A 20,732-nucleotide genomic window follows, 5' to 3' on the forward strand; every position below is an offset into this window, starting at 1 on the left:
AGTCTATGCAATTCGATTATCGAGTGCAAGAAAAATGTTATTTTTGGTAATTTTCGCGGTAAAACCCTTCTTTCTGGCGTTATTTTTGGTGATTTACGGTTACAGATGGTTATGAACGGTTATTTCCTGCCCTTTTCCTTCCATGGCCCCTGGGAATAACCCAAAATAACCCTTTTGGAGCCGAAAATAACCTGCTAGGATACAAAAAATAACCCCTAAAAGCAGGGCAAGATAGGTGAAGTTAGCTAACCGGTAAACCGGTCATCTCCCTTCACAAAGCCTTATTCGCACCCGGGGTGCTCAACGGGGAAACCCGAAAATTCCATTTTCAAAGGACTGCTGACAACGCCTGTTCCATTAAGGACAGGAGGAGGCATCCTTGTGAATGACATCACACCGACCCGAAAACATGGGCGGCACCTGCGGGTACCGGTATTACCCGTGGAAGAATCCACCATCAAGGAAAATGCCGCAAAGGCCGGTCTTTCGATTGCCGAATACCTTCGGCGCTGCGGGCTGGGGCATACCATTCCGAGCGTTCTCGACAAGCACCACATCCATGAACTTGCAAAAATCAATGCCGACATGGGACGCCTCGGTGGGCTTCTGAAACTGTGGCTGACCCGGGAGACCACGTTGGATGCCAACGCCGTCCGCACCCTGCTAAATCGCATCCGTCATACCCAAAACATGATGCTTCGGTCGTGAGGAAATTGTGATTATTCGCCATATCCCCATGAAGTGCGCTAGAAAGAGCAGTTTTGCAGAACTGGTACGTTATCTGACCAACCCACAGGGTAAAGAGGAGCGCGTAGGTCATGTGCGCATCAATAACTGCCATAGCACTGAAACCGAATGGGCCGTCGAAGAGGTCCTCGCGACCCAGGGGATGAATCAGCGCGCTGCAGGCGACAAAAATTTTCATCTACTGATTTCCTTTGCAAAAGGGGAATACCCGCTCCAGGACATGCTCAGCGAGATGGAGAAGCGTATTGTGGATTCCATCGGCCTGGGCGTCCACCAGCGCATCAGCGTTGTCCATCATGACACCGACAATCTGCATGTGCATGTGGCCATCAACAAGATTCACCCCCTGACGCATACCCTGCGTGAACCTTATCAGGCCTACCCAAAATTTGGAGAGGTTGCGTCTCTACTTGAGCTGGAGTATGGACTCCAGCCCACCTGCCACACCGCCCGAAAAACCCGTTCCCAAAACCGTGCGGATGACATGGAGCACCACACAGGCATCGAAAGCCTGATGGGATTTATAAAGCGCGAGTGTCAGGAGTCACTTGAGCAGGCACAAAGCTGGGAAGCTTTGCATCACACTCTGCAGCACCATGGATTGAGCCTGCGCGCGCGCGGGAATGGTTTCATTATCACCGACGGAAATAACCTGGCGGTCAAGGCGAGTTCGGTAACGCGTGAGCTGTCGAAAATTCGCCTTGAGCAACGACTCGGGGGCTTCAGGCCGATGAATGGAGAAATGAATGAACCTGCTGGTGTCCACTATCTCAAAAGCCCCTTGATTCCTGATACCACAGAGCTCTATGCGCGTTATGGCATTATCCAGAAACGGAACCAGCATGCTCTCCAGCAGGCACTCGATATGACCAGAAAGCGCCGTAATCTGCGCATAGAGGCTATCCAGCAGAAAAACCGCCTGCAACGCAAAGGCATCAAACTTTTAAAGGGGCGGGAGAACCGGAAAATCCTTCACGCACTGGCATACAAAAGCCTGCAAAAGCAACTGATGCACGTGAGGAGTCAATACGCCCGTGAACAACAGGCTCTTCGCCAAAAATACCAGCGCCTTTCGTGGCTTGACTGGCTGCAACAGCAGGCAACAAACGATGACCGGAAGGCACTCCAGGCTCTGCGCAGCAGGACAGCTCCCATAAAATCTACGGCAAATATCCTGATGGGCACCGTCAAAAAAGACCTCCCGCCTCATCGCAAAGCGACGCTCGACAGCATCACCAACCAGGGAACAAAAATCCTGCGTGCTGCCCCTGCCACCATCAGGGATGACGGAAAGTGTATTGCCATCTCCCGGATCGTCTCAGCAGAAGGATTAAAAGCCGCGTTAACACTCGCACGTGAAAAATTTGGCTCACGTATCCACATTACCGGCAGCGACGCCTTCAAAGAAGCCATTCTACAAACAGCTGTCTACTATCAGCTGCCCATCACATTTGCAGACAGTGCCCTTGAACAGCGTCGAAAACAGCTTTTTACCCCCGCTAACCAACCGGAGAAACTCCATGCACGAACTCGAAGAAGCCCTCAAAACACTGGCACAGGAAGCACGCAAAAGCGAAATAACCACCGAAACCCCAGACACTTCCGAAGCCCAGGACATCATGAGTCCAACCCTTTCCTCATTGAATATCTCTCGCCGACCGAAAACGAAAACCGCGTGCGAAACCTGTCCGAACTCCATGTGGTTCAGCTCGCCAGAGGAGACAAAGTGCTTTTGCCGGATCATGCACATCATCAGCTGGAGCGCGCGAGAAGCAAGTATTGTCACAGAGTGTGATGGGAGATTTGATTGAGAGTTATTAAACACCATGCAATAATCAGCAGCATTTGGACACAGAGCACCCTGTCTACAAGGAATACGTAAATGCCACTGACTCCCGAAAGCAGTTATACCGAGATATTTCAACATCTGTCTGAGGTTCAGACCACATCGGTTTGTGATGCACACCCCGAGGTACGATTGATGAATCGCACTATTGATCCGCTCGTCAAGGGCAGCCGATGTGCGGGGCTTGCCTACACAATCCATAGCGCTCAGGATTCCCTTTCAACCATGCAGGCTTTGGACGATTTACAGGACTTTTTAGTCTCACACGGTTTGGCGGGTGAACCATCAGTTCCGGTTCTGCTTGTCATCGCTTCATGTGATGCGCCGTATGCGCTGGTAGGAGACATGTGTGCCAAGACAGCTAAGGTCAAAGGATTCGAAGGCGTGATTACTGACGGATATTATCGGGACATTAAGGAAACCACTGCGTCTGGCCTGCCAGTATTCGGGACGGGCAAACATGCCAAATCCGGCCCCAAAGACAAGGTTGGAACCCGTCGGGAACCTATCTTCTGCGCCGATGTTACAGTGAATCCGTATGATATCGTTTTGGCAGATGATGATGGTGTGGTAGTAATGTCCAGGGAAGAAGCCATTCCTGCAATCAACAAGGCCATGGAAATCCAGCGCGTCGAGAAAATTGCCGAAGAGCGTATCAAGGATGGCGCACGCTTCAACGAAATCTGCAATATTGATGAACATGTAGAAAGATTGCAGCAAGGCCTCCCGTCAAAGCTGGAGATGACGTTATAGATTCTGGCCATTGACATGGTGCTGGAATACACTCACCACCAACAGATGGCGCGGGGTGCCGATAACACGGCTGAGAAATACCCGTCGAACTTGAACTGGGCCTACCAGAGTAAGAACTCCTTCAAAAATCCTCACTAAATCAAGGAAGTAACCACGATGAAAAAAGCGATAGCTGCAGTATCCTGCCTCCTGGTCAGCATGGCTGTTTTTTCCAAAGGATTTGTTCTGGAGCACCTTACAAAGTCAAAACAACAATACTTTGTAAAAGAAGCCAAAAACATGCCTGATTTTACAGGTTTTTGGGTTGGTCCATGCAATATACTACAAGAAAAGTTGGCTTTGAATATTGTTCAAACTGATAAAAATATAATCCTTGCTGATGAGGATGGTGAAGACGCTTTAAAATTTCCTATCAGTCAAGTGAAATCAAAAGTTGTCAGTTCCATAGATGGTACTCAGCACTCGTTGAGTTCGGCCTTTTACACAGGTGGAAACAGTATCGATTTGTTTTTTTACAGCATGGGGAATGGAGCTTCGGATCATACTACCTTCAGTTTTTCATCCAGTTACGAAGTATCCCTGGAATTGGATAATGGCAAACTGAAATTCATCGTAGACCAATATCCGGAAGATATCGTATGTGTGCTTGATAAACAGGGATAACCTCACGGACAGCCCGTATCAGAAAATATTGTCATACGGGCATTTCCTGCTACCGAGACCAAACAATGCACGAAACATGGGAAATGCAGAACTATTTTCTCTTCACCGGGGGACCTGGTGCCGGGAAAACTGCAGTTATTGAAGAACTGGACAAACGTGGTTATCACACTGTCCCCGAGGCTGCGCGCAACATTATTCGGCATCAGCGCAAAACGGGCGGCCATGCAACCCACGATGGTGACAGGGTGACCTATGTCGAACTGATGTTGCAACAATCTCTGAAGGATTACCGGGATAACATGCTCACTGAAAGCCCTGTTTTCTTTGACCGCGGGATCCCGGATCTGTACAGCTACAGCAAGCGGTTTTGCGGCGGGGTATCTGCTTCTGTCGGGGAAGCTATTGCGCATTGTCGCTATCATCCGCTGGCATTTGTTTTCCCCCCATGGCCTGAAATCTACTATCATGATGAAGAACGCAAACAAAGTATGGATGAAGCCATTGAAACCTGGCATGCAGTCAGGGACGGTTATGCAACCTGCGGATATATCACCGTGACTGTGCCGAAGTTGCCCATTGACGTGCGGGTGGCATTTATCCTCACGCTAACGCAGTCTCCCCAGGCAATAACAACGGCCACCCTGTTGACCAAACTCAGCCATGCCATCAATGCCGAGTTTGGCTTCCATGAAGAGACCCCGCGCATCAACTACGGACCCTGCGGCGTCTTTGCCACCTTGTTCATGGAGGCCTGGAACGCCCGTTTTGCCGAAAAAGCGCATATCGTCTTTGTTATGACCCCCGAACGCGATGAATGCTGGCATATTGCCGTCAGACTGCCCTCGAAGCTCCTATATGATGGAGGAATCGGTTTGCATACTGAGCAATGTTACCCGGGTTATCTCCTGGAAGACATGGTGGATTACGATCAGGCGCTGATGGAAAAATGGTCGTACGGGCTGGATCGGACGTACCCTCGCTACTGTCCGGCATTTGACAGGGACAAGACCAACAGCCTCATCAGGGCCCATCTGGATGTTTTGGCACGATCATCACAAGGCCAGGAATGAACCGTTACCACACCCAAAAGGTTTGTCTTCACCCTGTGAGCCAGAAACCCCTGGATCTGTTGACCGGATATCAGGAAGACCGCGAACGCCGGCTTGCCTTCAACCAGCTAGCCATGAAGGTGTTCGGCCACTGGTTTGAAATGCACAACCTATCATTCGAAACATGGTACCAGGCAGGCTATTGGAATGAGAAATACATCCCCTACACCCTGTTTGAAAAGGGTATCGCCATCGCTAATGTATCCGTGAATATCCTCGATTTTAATGTGCTTGGCAATACCGTATCCACGATACAAATTGGCACGGTCATGACCCATCCTGACTACCGGCATCAGCAACTCAATCGACTGCTGATGGAACAGGTCCTCGCGGATTGGGAAAAAAAGGTCTCTCTCATCTATCTATATGCCAACCCTACGGTATTGGAACTGTACCCCAAATTCGGATTTACTCCTGCAAAAGAATATGCATGGTATGGGACCGTGAATCACGGGCTCAAACTGAATTCCGGGGTCGAAAAACTGAATATGGAAAACAGAGACCATCAGGCGCTTCTCTGTCAGTCCATCAGGGAGTCGGTCCCCTTCAGCAAAGTCGTAATGTACGACAACCCGGATCTGGTGATGTTTTCAGCCCTGACGATGTTGAAAAACGATATCTGGTATCTTCCGGCCGAACACTGCATGGCCATTGCCACCCGGGATGAGGATACCCTCCATCTGCTGGACGTCTATGGGCGACAACCTGTTGCGCTTGAGCGGATTGTTGCTACTCTTGCTTTACCTCGCACGAAGATGGTTCATTTCGGATTCACGCCACTTGATTGTGAGAAGTATCAATCCAGCCCTGTTGTGGCAGAAGATACCTTGTTTATACGAGGGGAACCTCTCCCTTTGACGGATGAAAGATGGATGTTCCCTCTGCTCTCGCACGCGTGATTGGGTGACAGGTGCGGCATCGAGGTTTACAATGGATTCCTGACACCCATCTGATTCTGAGGATATCCGCATGACCATGCCCAAACGCATTTTCATTGTTGGCCATATGGGAGCCGGGAAATTCTTGCTGGCCGAAGCATTGGCCCAAAAACTCGGATGGCACTTAATCGACGCCAACCCGAGTCTGGAGCGTTATATTGGGCGCAGCCTTGAGCATATCCTTGGAAAACAGGGCGAAGAGGCCTTTCATCGCTGTGAGGCTGAAATTATTGCGCATTGTATCCAGAAGGAGCACGCCGTCATCGTGCTGGAGGAAAGCGTGATTGCCACCGAAGAAAACCGAAAGCTGCTGAGTTCGCAGTGTGTGGTGTATGTGGCGGTTTCAACATCCACTCAAATGGAACGCATGAAGCCCGGGCGAGTCCCGCTTCTCCCCATCCCCAACCTGAAAGAATTTTTGGATAAGCAACATTTGGAACGCGATCACTGGTTTGAGGCGGTAGCTTCCCTGACTGTCGAATCGGTCTCTCTGGAGAAGGATCTTGAGTTCATTATGGAACAGCTGAACGGTGAAAACGATAACCGTTGAAAAAATTTCCGGAAAATTGGATACAACACTGTGTCAGGAAATCACAGCCGATTTGCCAGAGTACTTTGGCCTCCCGGAGGCCAATGTGCACTATGCGGAAGGGGTGAAAACACGCACCAACTTTGCCGCTAAATCTGCCAACCAATACATTGGCCTTATTTCGATGGATTTTCCCTATCCTGACAATGCCAATATTTACTGGATGGCGGTTCTGCGTCACTTCCATCGCCATGGCATCGGGAAATGGCTCATCTCGGCGGCCTGTGATTTTGCCATGGCGCATGGTGCCAGCAACATCACGGTGGAAACGTTGAGTCCTTCTGAATCGGATGAAAACTACCAAAAAACCTGGCAGTTCTATCAATCCGTCGGATTCAAACCCCTCTTCAATCTGAAACCAGAGGGGTATACATGGAACATGGTGTACATGGCAAAAATGCTGGTGCATCCTGCCAAAAGGCTGGAGCTCATGACAAGCGCCAGGCCGCTGGTCATCATCACTGGCGCAAGTTCAGGGATCGGCGCCGAACTTGCCAGACAATTTTCGGCAGCAGGTTTCGCTCTGGGCCTGCTGGCCAGAAATATGGAAGCCATGGAAAGGTTTGGTCTTGCGCATGCCATATGCATCAAGACCGACGTCACCGATTTCCCGTCGCTCGAACGGGCTGTCCGAACGTTGGAAGCCAGTATGGGACCGGTTGAGGGCTTAATCAACAACGCCGGATTTGCAAAAAATGGCGAATTTACCAATCTGACGCAGAAAGACCATCGGCACATGGTAGAAGTCAACCTCATCGGAACGCTCAATGCCTTGGAGCTGATACTGCCCGGAATGCAAGCGCGGAAAAAAGGAACCATCATCAATATTACCTCGCTCGCAGACCGCCATGCCCGCCCTGCTTTGGCCACCTATGCCGCAACCAAGGCAGGGGTGCGCAGTTTAAGCGAGTCTCTGCAGAAGGCCAATGCAAAACATGGCATTCGGGTGTATAATGTGGCTCCCGCCAAAATCAAAACACCACTCATGGTGCAATCCGCCTTGACGGACGATCAGGTGATCGCAGTGGAAGACATGGCGAAAACCATCCTGTGGATTTACCAACAACCCCTGAACATCTGTATTCGTGATTTGGTGATTGCCCCAACCTGTTACGAGGAGTAATATCACGTGAGCCCTGATCCTGATGCATTACACCCGATACCAGGCGTCGAGCGCACGGTTTTCCTGAAAAACATCATCCGGAATCCCAATATCATTGTCGGCGATTACACCTACTATGATGACCCGGATAACGTCCATCTCTTCGAGAAAAATGTCCTCTATCATTTCGATTTCATAGGTGACAAACTTATCATCGGAAAGTTTTGCCAGATTGCAACTGGCGTAAAATTCATCATGAATGGCGGCAGCCATCACCTTGGTGGATTTTCCTCGTTTCCCTTCATCATGTTTCAAAGTGCATGGCCAGAAGTGCCGTTTATTCCCAACTGTAAAAAAGATACCGTCATCGGTAATGATGTCTGGATTGGCTATGATGCCACCATTCTTCCCGGCGTAACGATCGGCGACGGCGCCATTATCGGTTCCAAATCCGTGGTTACCAAAGATGTTGCACCCTATGAAATTGTCGGAGGCAACCCGGCACAGGTTATTCGCAAGCGCTTTGACGATGAAACCATTGATTTCCTGCTCAGGCTGCAGTGGTGGAACTGGCCGATTGAAAAAATCAGAATGCACGTTTTAGCCATCATGAACGGTGACAAAGAAGCGCTTCAAAGGAGCGAGAGTAATGGACGGTAAACACGTGCTGGGTCTACCCATTGAATATCAGGAAATGCCGGAATATTTTGACGCACACAATATCAATGCTGAGACTGAGACCAAAAACGCTCTTATTGAGAAGCTGCTCAAAGGGCATGCAGTGAAATCCGTTCTGGATATGACCTGCGGCACGGGTTCACAGGTATTTTATCTGGCTGAACGTGGGTATGAAGTGGTTGGCAGTGATTTCAGCCCCTCACTCCTGAACATTGCCCGTAGCAAAGCTGAAAAATCCGGAGTGAAGCTGACTTTCATCGACGGCGACATGCGAACGCTGCGCGTTGGAAAATTTGATGCCGTCATTACCATCTTCAATGCGATAGGCCATCTGGTGAAGGCTGATTTTGAAAAAGCCCTGCAGAATATTCGGGCAAACCTGAGTACTGGTGGCCTATATCTGTTTGATATACTCAATCTTGAAGCTTTGACGGATGAAGTCCTCAAAACGTTTACCATGGATATTGAAAGCACGGTAAACGGAGTCAAGATACGCAACACCCAGTACTCCGAGATTGACCGAAAACATGGTTTTCTCGTTTCCCATGACCAATATACCCTGTTTCGGCCGGGTAATGAGCCTGAAATTCGCACAAACCAATTCAGCTTGCAACTCTATGCCACCGATGAACTGAACAAGATCCTTAACCATAACGGATTTGACATCATCCATCAATATGACTGGGAAGGTAATGATTTCTGCGCTATCAGCAGCCTGAGTATGCTTACTTTGGCAAGGAAGCGTTAATTTCATGACTCCGCTAAAATCCCGGATCAGGTGCTGTATCCGGTAATTTTTCATATCGCCTGTTATTTGAATGGTCGTGGACAAAAAACCTGTGCCGTCCTGTACCGGGCAGAACAGGAAATATTTGTTCAATATTGTCCGGTAAAGCCGGTGCGCCAACGTCCCCGGAGTGTGTATCCATAGATGAAGATGCGTGCCCCCTTTCATCAGGATGAGCATTTTCCACAGTGCGCACCATACTATGAAGAAGTCCTGGGGATGCCGCTGACTGCATCAAAAACTTCCAGAGTAACCTGAATTGCTCGAAACGTTCTTGCACGTGTGCTGCTGTATACTCCTTGACGGTATTCACGCCCGTCGCCAGATGCTCGAGTAAAACCAGAGTACCTGCGGCCCGATAATAGTCATCGGCGAAAGGATCTCTTGCTTTGATCTTCGTTGTCCATGTCTGGATGGCTTTTTTAGCCAGACCATGTTCTTTGGAATATTCGCCAATCAGCGCTGCACCCTCCACATATCTCATGGGTGGATACAACCGCATGGCGTCCAGAATATATTGGGCCTCGGATTCGTGAGGCTTGAACTGACCATAAATATCTGAAAGAAAGCTGCCCAGAGGCAATTTTATCCTGAATACTTTTCTCCACATTTGCCTTTCGGCGGTATCGATATCTTCCGGTAAAACGGAAGGCAGAGGTGTCTCATTCCTGACAGGCCTTGAGATCAGCGATTTACTCTCAATGGTTCCAGTTTTCTCCGTGGTTGTCAGAACGACGGGATTCGCCTGCTCCGGGTTCCGGAAAGATTGTTTTTTCTTTGGAACCGATACCGTTTGATGAGGTGTTGAAGCAGTCAGGGTTTTACCGAAGGCTGCTGCCAATGTTGCCTGACGCACTGAATCGCGTTGTTCCCTGACATACCCTGCGAACCCGGCTGGTGCCGCGCCTGGTGTTTCTGCTTGTTCGTGATGCTGAGTCGTGGTGGCAGCTGCAAAATACTCCGGCGGTGCCGGTTGGATCGCCTGTTGTTGCACCAGATCTGCAATATTCTGGAGATGCTCATGCATCGCCATATCAATCCCTGGATGGATGATTTGACCTTTCGCGATGGCAATAATGCACTGTGTCAGACGTTGTGTGATGCGTGTAAAAAACTGATTTTTCAGGGGCGTTGTTGCCTGATAATCCACAGAAGATGCTTGCGGCATTTTGGCTATATTTTGATGATGGAAAAACAGTAACTCTGCTCTGAATTTCCGCGTGAAACTATCGGCCAATTGCAAAATCTTGTCCAAAGCCATGCCCATATCGGCAATACGCAGGAATGTCCCCACGTGCTTGTGTTGATTGGCAAGAACCCCTTTGATAATGTGGTTGGCAATGGTATGGGGCAGGGTTGATCGGTCCTGCATAACCTTTGATGCCATTCGGTCCAGCTGCCCTTGCATGGCAGCATTCTGATTGTTGACATCCAGTTGCAACATGGCATGCAGGGCCGATTGGCACTCGGTGGTGCCCAAATTCCTTTCAAGGCGCTTGCCCACGGCATCTTCGATGTCTCCGGAAAACTGATCCATAGCGACGGTCGTTAGTTTATCCACTGCAAAATTGAATACTTCCCTGACTCCGGTATCAATGACGCGCTTGACCACTTCTTTTTTCGCCATTTCCAATATTTGCTCATGATTCAATTGCCGGGCTGCCAGGTTTTTCAGCGCATTTTGACCTTTGGCTGCCTCTGCGGCCACTTCCAGATTAGCACTGTTTTTCAGAACTTCGAGACCCATGGATATCACACTGATGGAAACGCTGCCAATTTTATTGGCCAGATAGGCATTCCAGTCAAAATGACCTGCAATGAGTGCCTTGGCAGTATACATGATGTCGTTGATGCCTTCCTGAATCAGCAGAGAGCTCATCATGGGCGCGGCGCAAGATACCAGAACTCCCACCACAATTTGCAAAATCCCCAAAAAAGCTACGCACAAGGCTCCAAAGCCACTTCCTTTTCTTTCCCTGAAAAAGGGTTGTATGCTGAATAGATGCGACAGGCCGGATGAATGCAGCTCACTGATTTCTTTCTGAGGCCTTGCCTCAGGATCCGGGAAAAAATCCCGTAAATTCTTGAGTTCGCATATCTCAAAATCGACTTTCTGTTTGGCTTTGCGGGCTTGGTATCTGGCCTGCTGAATAATACTGATATTTTGGTCGATGTTTGCGATTTCAAGCTTGAGTAACTCAATTTTACAATGGATTTGTCGGGCAAAATCGTTGTTAAAGCCGTTCGTGGTGACGGGATTCAGATTATGCACCACAAGCATGGAGTGCAACTGGGGAATGATGTGATTCTCGAGATTGGTTTTTGCCATGTGCAAATCAGACAGAACATTATCCTTATAGTTAGGTTCTTTCAGGAAAATACGCGCCTCTGCCCGATTATAATAAGCCTGAACACCTACTATAGGGTCATCCTGAATTGCGCGAGTATAGGCGCTGATGGCCGCAGCAAAATCAGGACCGATACCCTTGGTACCAAAGTTCAACAGATTTCCGTGCTGAACCTGGCGACAAGGATTTTTACGGATGACATCCGGGTCATGACGAACCGTTTCGATAAATTGTTCAAAATCCGCTTCCATCAATGGTAAGGTGGTATCCGGGTTAAAATCGTGTTCAAATTTTTTGGCAACATTTCTGAGCCAATAAGCCCATTGTTCTTCGATACCGCCAATTCTATGCAGTGCCATGGGGTCATTTTTCAAGGTATTGATAAAACCCCGGAACCTGGTATATAAATCGTCCTTCAACAGCGCCAGACGAATGCTACGCGTTCTAATGGCATGAACCCGGCCTGCCTCCACCTTATCTCGCCAAATTTTGACCGTCTGTATGGTATCAAGCAAACCCCGATCAGCCTCGTTAAATTGGTGCTGGATAGCTTGTCGGTTGATGATTAATTCAGCCGATCCACGGTTTCCCTTACGGGCAGTGCGGCCAAATATTTGCTGTTCAACCCGCAGATTGAGCGGCAATGTCGTTACAATGACATGCATCCCACCGCGCATGTCAATCGACCTCTCCTGGTGTTTGGCAAAATACCAATCGATACCCCTCGCGGCGATAAGTGTCGCCACAATCACCTCTCCAGCTTCAATGGCCTGATCGGGCGTATTGATTTCATCCGTATCATTACGGGAAAAACGGGAGATTTTTCGGCAAAAACCGGCTTTTCTGATTTCTTTTTCCAAAAAAATGACGTCGGCAATCGTTGCAGCAACGACAAGAACCGGCCGCTCCCGGTTCACTTCTTCCTGAACGCGGCCAAGAATGTTTGCCAGCCAGTCAGTTTTTCCCGGCGCCAAAAGGCCTTCGTATTCAATCAGACATCTGGGTTTATACGTCGGGATAAAGGCCAAATCCACCTGGTACATGTCTTTCAAAAGTGCCTGGGTATCCTCCGCGCCCAAGGTCCCTGTCAATCCATAAATTTGATTGCCATAACGCATGCACAGTCCAGGCGTGGACATATAATTACTCATCAACTGAGGGGCACCCATTTTCAGCCCATGCCGTAGCTCCAGGAAACTGGAAAGGTAGGTCCAGCGCGAATTTTTATTAATCTCTCCCGTCAGACTAGCATCGATAGGGTTAATGGTCAGGCGGGGCACCCCATCCAGGTCGCCTTCTGAAATCACATAATGTTTGTCCAGATGATACACGTAATGGGCATCAACGGCGGCTTTCGTCAATTCATCGGCCTCAGTCAACACAAAATGCTTCAGATGTGAAGGCAGCAGGATGGACGATGATGGGTCTTCAATCAGCGTAACAATATATTTTTTAAGCAGACTTCTTGCAAAACGCAGAGGATTATCAATCTTGAATTGATTGTTCCCGTCTGCCGATTGATACACCCACTCACCATCCCTTTTGCTGATAGATTGGCCCACACGAACCATCATGTGCCAAAGGGCCACCATCAGATGATTCACATATTCCAGCCCCGGATGTGGCTTGAGGATCATGGCCGCATGTTCGGACCTGTCCACCAACAAACTGTCCACCTCGTCAAAAAACAGAATACGAAATGGCCTGTCGCCTCGCGTGATGCTATCGCCTATGGCCTGGCGAACCAGATCCCATTGGTATTCGTTCGTATCTCCATACACCACATTGGCCAAATAGCAGCTCCTCGGGGCTTTCCCATCATGGCTGTGGCCATCGATATTATCTGCGACCGTCATCTTCAGGATGGAATAGAAGTTTTGCAGCTCATGGGCATCGCGTTTTGCCAACACCGTTGAGCTTGACACCACGTCGACAAAATCGACCTGGAGGACCTTGATAGCCGCAAACATGGAAACAATCTTGGTTTTGCCTTCTCCGGTTTTGACTTCAGCAAGGCAACCCCTGTCTTCTGCTTTCAGCAACAACAACAAACTGATTAATTGAATATTGCGCGGTGTTTGTCCGGAATCCAGAACACCGGCACGCATCACCACCGCAACCATCTCATTCTGAAAATCTTTGGAGCGTGCTCGGGGTTTATCCTGAATCACGGCTTGTGCCCAAGCCTGGCAGTGCCCCACCTCCCATTCTGCAATCGGCCTGCCCGCGGGCAGATACGACGAATCCTCTGCATAGACTGCCTTCACGGCGGCCAGCGTCGTTTCCAAATCATGGCTGGCCAGTAACGCCATCACATTGGGATTATTGCCATTCAACGCGTTCAGTTCAGCCAGTAACGTCGGTAAATCTTTCTCATCGGTTGGTGTATCCGGGAAGGACGTTTCAGCCTGAAGCTCTTCAGGGGATTCAGCGGTTCCCAAGATGGACAGAATCTCATTCTTCTCCTTCCTGGACCACGAAACCCTGTTCAGGATCGCCTGGACAAAGTCGTGCGTTTCCGGGTTGTGATGGCGTGCAACCGATCGCATTTTACAAAACAATTTATCAAAGAGTATTTCTTTCAGTTGCTCACCGGCAGCCTGAATCAACAAGCAATAATTATTAAACGCCAACTTTCTGAGTTCGGCATTATCGAAACAGGACAGAACGGCCTCTGAAATGGTGTGAGGGATTGTTTTTAAAGCTTCCTGATCTTCGAAGTTTTTTCCAATCAGTCTGAGCAGACTGCCCGCAACCAATGTCCTTCCACTCGGGCTGATGCGTCCCTCTCTGTCATATTCAAGGCATTGCTCGATGGTTTCCAATGGCAGTGGTATTCCGGTATATTGGACCTGAAAATTCAGCAGATTGAAGGTTTCGATTCTGAAACGATACCGGTAAACAGATGCGCTCAGAAGACCGCTCCTGAAGCATAGATGGACAATTCTGGAAACCGCTTCCTCCGACAGAAAGCAGGGATAATGATAGACGGGTCGACTCAATGCCAGAATACTTCTGGTTTGCCAGGCCGCAGGACTGTCCGAATTCAGCAAGCCTGCCGCGTAATACATCAATAATTGCGGATCAACCTGATCACCAATATCCAGAAAACACAAACTGCAGGCCGCAAATTGTCTGACCTCCATGTCAGGATCATTCATCAGTTGCAATAACCGCGGCAAAAACAGTTCCTGAAGGTCGGCCAAAGGATAATTTTTCTTTTCATCACAATATCGTACGCAGTAACTGTCATAAACCGCCATGAGGATGGCTTGGGTTGCAAGCAATCTGATTTCAGGGTGCCTGTTCCGTGATAAAGTCATTAGCAGATTATGAATGCCAGATAGCGAGCGGCTTTCAGAACAATGCAAATCGATTATTTTCGGAAATCTGGATATAAAAACAGGCCAGCACTCATCGTACTCATCTTCTCTCTCTTGAAGGAACTTTTCGGCCTCGAATAACAGCAAAAGCAATTTAAGGGAATCCTCAAATTGATTAATACTGATTGTGTAATGGAAAATCTTCGCCAATTCTGTCGCTACATTTTCCGCCGAGTTTTCGAATCGAACCGGAATTAATGAACTTAACAGAGTAAAACGCGTATCAAAAAAGGATATTTTTGAATCGGACTGTATCAGTGACTGGAATACGGCATCCAGCATGGTAGATAACGTAATTCTCCCTCCAAAAATAGTCACCTGCACTTTGACCAAAAAAATGAAACACGTGCTGATAGCCATGGTTTTTAATTCTGGCACCTGCAATTGCTGTAGTACAAAGTCCTGTATGGGCGCTGTCAGGTAGTCTTTATGCCGTGCATAATGTGAGCGAACCAACTGCATGCGTTGTTTTTGTATGCTTGTTTTATCCTCCTCACTGGCGCCTGCGAGGGGGATCAGCAAAATCTCTTCAAGGTGTTTTCTGTGAACAGGTTTGGCCCAATCCCGTACTTCGAGATTGGATAACAAAGCAACAACGATGTATTTAGTCCAACTTGCACCTGCGACTTCCAACAGCTGATGGGTATATTCAGGAAGGGAAGCCAGGTCAGGAAAGGTATGATTGGCCAGAAAGCACAAACAGCAGGCAGCCCAATTTCTGAGGGTCAGATTGGGATCATCCATACTCTTGATAAGAGCAGGCAGGCAAATGTCCCGCATATCTGAAAGCTTCTCCATGCGATAGCAGGTAAAGCCCATTAAAACCAAGGCCTGAAGCGCAAATAACCTGACTCCCTCTTTGGAGTGATCCAAGAGTGTTATCAGGAGATTTTGTACTGGCTGCAAGGATTTTTGCGCGCTGATAAATTGATAGACCATTTCAAAAAATGGTTTCAGAAAACGGAGTCCTTCTGAGCTTTCTATGCTGGCAAAAATCGTATATCTTTCGATCAGAGAATCCCTGAAAAAAACACTGCTGACGCCATCGGAATGGCCCGGAGTATTCGAGCTGGCATCTTCATGTTTTTGGAAGTTTATGATGATCAGTTCAAGCAGGGATTCCGACACCAGTAATTTATCAGACTTATCCGCATCCACCATATCCGGAAAACGAAGGCATTTTTCAATGATTTCCAACGGAAGCGGTGAGCGGGAATATTGGACCTGGAAGTTCAGCAAAAACAGCGCTTCGTTGATATCCCAGAAATCAAGCAGGCCTGGCTCAAGGCATAGGTCTACAACTCTCGATACTGCTGCCTGCGACAGAGTGCACTGATGGTTATAGGGTAGTCTGGTTAATGCAAGAATGCTTCTTGATTTCCAGTACACGTTGTTTGACTCCAACACCTGTTCTGCGTAACTGGCCACCAGTTGTGGGTCAACAAGCCCGGCTATATCAAAATAACACAAACTACAGGCCGCCCATTTTCTGATTTCCAGGTTCTGGCCGCTTAATTGTTCCAATAATAACGGTAAAAAAAGTGCCTGAATCTCAGTGAGTGGATACTTGTCTTCCTGAAAAACATGGGTGATTAAATAGCTTTCTGAAACTGACTTGAAGATGACTTGCGAGGAAAATAGCCTTATTTTCGGGTTTGGTTGCTGCAAGAATGCGGCAAATAGCGTATGAATGTTTGACAGGGACTTATTTTTGGAATGATGAATATCTATATTTTCTTCGAAATACATCAAATAATATTCCATACACTCTTTGACAACCGGAGCTACGGAACTATTTTCTGTTTTGACAAGCATATCATGACGAAGATATTCAGAAATGATAGTCAGCATCCCGTCGAGAGCAAATAACCTGATTTCATCATCCGGATTGTCCAGCAATCCAACCAGTACACGCTGTATTCTTCGCAGTGATTTTCGCTTGTCAAGCAACCAGTGGATATTTTCTTGCAAACTGGATTGATAACAACGGCCTTGTGAGTTTGCCATTCGGATGAATGCATACAATTTTTCCAGCGTAATTTCCCTTGCTTCCGGGGCGCCCTGTAGTGACTTTCTGAGGAATGCGGCTAACATACGGGTTAAGTCCAGCTTAAAATCGCTCTCAGTATAAGTCTCACCCTGCGCCAGAATCTCGAATTTTAATGGCATAACGCAAACCCTGTCATTGAAATAATGATTTGCAACACAAGCAGCTAATGCCCCTCCTTCCCGGACGGAGCATGAAGGAAAGTCTGAATTTACTTTGTAGAGGATACTTACATTGCAATTTTCTGATGCATACTGTCCAGAGTAGCAGCTCGCCGGCGACTTTACCAAATGAACAAACAGAGTACAAGGTAAGGAAAAGAAAAGAATCTCGTTGCTGGCGTGGTGCGCATATTCTATACTTTCGTTGAACCTTTCAAACAACAAACCATGAAGCACACAAAAGTCGAATCAGATCCTGCCTTGCAATGGGCGCTGGACTATCTGAAAAAAAACCATGGCGGTAACATGCCCGATCATTATACAGTCGTTGAAACAGCCTGGTCGACAGTCTGGCAGATAACCTCTCCGCAAGGCACGTTTTACCTGAAACAAACACCGCCGCAACTCTATACTGAAGCGCGGACTATCGCCTGGCTGCGCAACGAGGGACACACGTCCATTCCGGTATTGGTCAGCGACAATGAGTCACTGTATAGTTTTTTAACGCGCGCTTGTGGCGATGTGCCCTTGCGGGATTATTTTCACGGGAAGGTGGATGCTGATCTGCTTGCTCACGGCGTTATGCAATACACCAACATCCAGCGCAGACTGGAACACAGCATCTTCGAGATGCAAACCCTGAACTTGCCAGACTGGCGGCTCTATCAAATTCCCCGGCTTTATCAGGAGCTAATCGCACGGGAAGATCTGTTACTGAAGGATGGCCTTTCCCGAAAAGAAATCACACAACTTCACCGTGCTTCAGATACCTGTCGCGCACTGTGTGCGGCATTATCCCGTTACCACATTCCAGAAACCCTGAATCACTGTGATTTTCATGAAAATAATATGGTGATTGAGAGAAAAACCGGCAGGATTAGCCTGATTGACTGGGGAGAGGCTGTCATATCCCATCCCTTCTTTTCCCTGAGCGGTTGTTTGTGGAATCTGACGTACTTTTACAAAATACAACCAGGCGATGACATATACGCATCCTTGCAGCGCAGGTTTATCCTGCCATGGCAAGACCTGCATTCGGAAGAGGTTCTGCTGCATGCACTGACGCTTTCGAACAAACTCCTTGGCGTTTTCGCAGCACTTGGCTATCAGCATATGTATGACGCCACCATGGCACAGCCACGAACCGTTCAGGAAGAGCGACCCGGTTCTGTCGCTGGATGTTTGCGCTCGTTTTTAAACGCGATTTAATGCCGCCTTTTCAGCGCATGCGACTGGTATTTCTGCCAAAGCTCCCTGACTGGGCCGTCGGTGTTCAGTAACTTTACAGTCTCACCATCTGCGATGATTTTGCCGTGAGACAGGCAAATTATTCGGTCACATTGGGGTAGCAAATGCAACCTGTGAAGGGAGATTACCATCGTTACCTCATGAAAAGAGATGGTCCCAATAATTCGGACAACATCTGGGACCACCTCTGGTAATTCGCTGTTGAATTTTAGTTCTAATGCCTCAAGTACAGCGTATCGAACTGCATTAAGAATCGCAATCATTCCAACTAGGTCTATAGGGTACCGTCATAAAATCTCTCATCATAATTTCTTCGTAAACCAAAGCACCAAGTCATCATCGAGTGGGTAGCTGTTTCCGGGGACAGTAGGCTGGTAATTGTAAGTAACGCCCTTGCCATCAGGTACATAGCCGCGTTTGACATACAGTCTTTGAGCGCTGCCATAGCCACCATCGTGACCAGCATAAAGTCCTACACCAATACCAACAAGGTTACTTTTAGTGGCGGCTTCCTTTTCTGCAATATCGAGAAGCATTGAGCCCACTCCAGTCTTGCGAAAAGATGCCAACACGTTCAAATCCATGATTTCTGGTATGTGGTCCCTCGCGAAGAACTCGTATTGTGATTGCCATTTCAGAGTGATGTATCCAGCAAACCGATCATGAATAAAGACCACCCAAATGAACCGCACACCTGCTTCTGATTCTTTTAAATACTGTTCGAATAATGAAGAAGGCTTACTCCAGCCAATAGCATTAAACGCTCCCACAAGAATGGGGATATCGTCTGCTGAAAGGAACCTTACGTTCAGATAGCGCTTCTCCATAACAAAATTTATCAACTCTACACCACGAATCATAACAGTCTGTTGTTTTACAACTTGAAACCCTTTTGCTTCAAAAAACATTTTTGCGGTAATGCTGACTTCTGCATAGACTCGAGAAATTGATTTATTTACTGCTTCTTTCTCAATCTCATGAATGAGTGCACTGCCAATCCCAGAACCTTGATACTCGTGATGGACATAAAAGCAATCGATATGGCCATTTGGCTCAAATTCTGCAAAGCCTACTATTTTATCGTTTATCAGCGCAACAAACGGTTTAATTTTTTCTAGTTTTTCTTGCCACCCACTATAATCTTGTACTGAAGACCATGGAGCCCAAGCCTCAATCTGTTGTTCAGTGTAATCTTTAGCATTCACAGTATGTATGGTGTTGTAATAAATTTTGATTAAAAAATTTGCATCACCATCTTGATAACGCCTCACTTGAATTTTATTGTTCATAACACGTTACCTGCTCTCACATCATTTGGTTCAGATTCATGGCCTTCAGGCTCATCAAACGGCATGATGGGTGCGCTGCGGTGTTCATTGGAAACAGTCCCCTTTTCGATAGTCCTGCACGATGGACTCAATGGTCACCAAGGCCTTTCTCGCCTCAAAATTCATATCTGTCTGCTCATTGACGATATACATCATCGCCTTCCAAAGCGCCCAAGCCTGCGCACGCAACCATGTTCCACGGTCGTAACCAAGGCATTGACGAAAAACAGCACGACTTTCTTCCGGAAAAAGCGTCCAGGCAACTGCCATATCGCACGCAGGATCGCCGACTGCAAGCTGACCAAAATCGATGACTGCGGCAAGATGAGCATTACGCATCAGCAGATTACCGGCGCTGATATCCCCATGAACCCAGACAGGCGTTGCATCCCAAGACGTTTTCAGTGCCGCCTCCCAGATTTCGCGCACCACCCGGGTATTAATGGTACTTTCCAGAACTTCCAGCGCATGACGCGTTTCTGCATCATAGACCCGCAGTGAACCGCCCCGCCTGAAAGAATGCACGCCGGCCACGGGGCCATTATCAGCATGGATCCCCTGCAGGGCTCGAAGAAAGCCTGCAAGACGTACTGCCATATCGTGCCAGTCGCTGATGGTGACACTCGCAACAGTATCTCCTTCAATCCAACGATACACCGACCATGTCCATGGATAGCCGTGTTCGGGCCTGCCCTGCGCCAATGGTTCAGGGATTGAAAGGGGCAAATGGGGTTGAAGCCGCGGCAGCCAATGCTGCTCCTTTTCAACCTGCAGCGCATAATCCGTGTGACTGGGAAGACGCACCAGCATATGCTCGCCCAGATGGAATGTACGATTATCCCAGCCGCTTGTGGCAACTGCACGAACCGGTAAATCCTTCCACTCAGGAAATTGGCTGTCCAGAAGACGGCGCACCAGCGTTTCGTTAATGATAAGCATCGCATATGCCTCACGGATACGGTAAAAAAGTATAGACAGGCGGGGGCTGTTACGACAACCTCCGGC

At 48.2% G+C, this 20,732-nt stretch carries 13 protein-coding genes and 1 pseudogene; 11 read left to right on the plus strand and 3 right to left on the minus strand.

The window, feature by feature from the left end; all coding sequences use genetic code 11:
• Nucleotides 1-375: 375 nt before the first annotated feature.
• The 10 genes and pseudogenes from traJ (at nucleotide 376) to E4T54_RS01545 (ending at nucleotide 9,173) form a co-directional block, all read left to right on the plus strand.
• Nucleotides 376-719 (plus strand): annotated as a pseudogene (gene traJ, locus E4T54_RS01500) (conjugal transfer transcriptional regulator TraJ).
• Nucleotides 720-736: 17 nt separating this feature from the next.
• Nucleotides 737-2,542 carry a TraI/MobA(P) family conjugative relaxase gene (gene traI, locus E4T54_RS01505; protein WP_081776754.1) on the plus strand — a complete coding sequence of 602 codons (1,806 nt, stop codon included), beginning with the start codon at nucleotides 737-739 and terminating at the stop codon, nucleotides 2,540-2,542.
• An 87-nt stretch (nucleotides 2,543-2,629) separates the two neighbouring features.
• Nucleotides 2,630-3,346: an RraA family protein gene (locus E4T54_RS01510; RefSeq protein ID WP_028386530.1), complete on the plus strand. Its 717-nt coding sequence runs from the start codon at nucleotides 2,630-2,632 to the stop codon at nucleotides 3,344-3,346.
• A gap of 156 nt (nucleotides 3,347-3,502) precedes the next feature.
• On the plus strand, nucleotides 3,503-4,009 hold the full coding sequence (locus E4T54_RS01515; RefSeq protein WP_028386529.1) for a hypothetical protein: 507 nt from the start codon (nucleotides 3,503-3,505) through the stop codon (nucleotides 4,007-4,009).
• 65 nt (nucleotides 4,010-4,074) lie between these two features.
• Nucleotides 4,075-5,079 (plus strand): AAA family ATPase, encoded by a 1,005-nt coding sequence (locus E4T54_RS01520; protein ID WP_035902266.1) that lies wholly within the window; start codon nucleotides 4,075-4,077, stop codon nucleotides 5,077-5,079.
• A gap of 35 nt (nucleotides 5,080-5,114) precedes the next feature.
• Nucleotides 5,115-6,017 carry a GNAT family N-acetyltransferase gene (locus E4T54_RS01525; protein WP_028386528.1) on the plus strand — a complete coding sequence of 301 codons (903 nt, stop codon included), beginning with the start codon at nucleotides 5,115-5,117 and terminating at the stop codon, nucleotides 6,015-6,017.
• A 70-nt stretch (nucleotides 6,018-6,087) separates the two neighbouring features.
• Nucleotides 6,088-6,606, plus strand: a complete 519-nt coding sequence (locus E4T54_RS01530; RefSeq protein WP_051550918.1) for a shikimate kinase — start codon at nucleotides 6,088-6,090, stop codon at nucleotides 6,604-6,606.
• A gap of 163 nt (nucleotides 6,607-6,769) precedes the next feature.
• Entirely contained in the window at nucleotides 6,770-7,768 is a 999-nt protein-coding gene (locus tag E4T54_RS01535) for an SDR family NAD(P)-dependent oxidoreductase (protein WP_244924876.1), read from the plus strand.
• Between the two features lie 6 nt (nucleotides 7,769-7,774).
• Nucleotides 7,775-8,407, plus strand: coding sequence for a CatB-related O-acetyltransferase (locus E4T54_RS01540; protein WP_028386527.1), 633 nt, complete (start codon nucleotides 7,775-7,777; stop codon nucleotides 8,405-8,407).
• Nucleotides 8,397-9,173, plus strand: coding sequence for a class I SAM-dependent methyltransferase (locus tag E4T54_RS01545; RefSeq protein ID WP_051550917.1), 777 nt, complete (start codon nucleotides 8,397-8,399; stop codon nucleotides 9,171-9,173). Before E4T54_RS01540 ends, E4T54_RS01545 begins: the two co-directional genes overlap by 11 nt.
• Nucleotides 9,174-9,186: 13 nt before the next feature.
• Here the strand turns inward: E4T54_RS01545 and E4T54_RS01550 are convergent, their stop codons facing one another.
• Nucleotides 9,187-17,112 (minus strand): hypothetical protein, encoded by a 7,926-nt coding sequence (locus tag E4T54_RS01550; protein ID WP_028386526.1) that lies wholly within the window; start codon nucleotides 17,110-17,112, stop codon nucleotides 9,187-9,189.
• Between the two features lie 267 nt (nucleotides 17,113-17,379).
• Between E4T54_RS01550 and E4T54_RS01555 the strand changes: the two genes are divergently transcribed.
• Nucleotides 17,380-18,360 (plus strand): aminoglycoside phosphotransferase family protein, encoded by a 981-nt coding sequence (locus E4T54_RS01555; protein ID WP_028386525.1) that lies wholly within the window; start codon nucleotides 17,380-17,382, stop codon nucleotides 18,358-18,360.
• 341 nt (nucleotides 18,361-18,701) lie between these two features.
• Here the strand turns inward: E4T54_RS01555 and E4T54_RS01560 are convergent, their stop codons facing one another.
• Entirely contained in the window at nucleotides 18,702-19,688 is a 987-nt protein-coding gene (locus E4T54_RS01560) for a GNAT family N-acetyltransferase (RefSeq protein WP_081776753.1), read from the minus strand.
• An 84-nt stretch (nucleotides 19,689-19,772) separates the two neighbouring features.
• Nucleotides 19,773-20,666, minus strand: a complete 894-nt coding sequence (locus E4T54_RS01565) for an aminoglycoside phosphotransferase family protein (protein WP_035902264.1) — start codon at nucleotides 20,664-20,666, stop codon at nucleotides 19,773-19,775.
• Nucleotides 20,667-20,732: the final 66 nt, after the last annotated feature.

Source organism: Legionella geestiana, from assembly GCF_004571195.1.
Lineage (GTDB): Bacteria > Pseudomonadota > Gammaproteobacteria > Legionellales > Legionellaceae > Legionella_B > Legionella_B geestiana.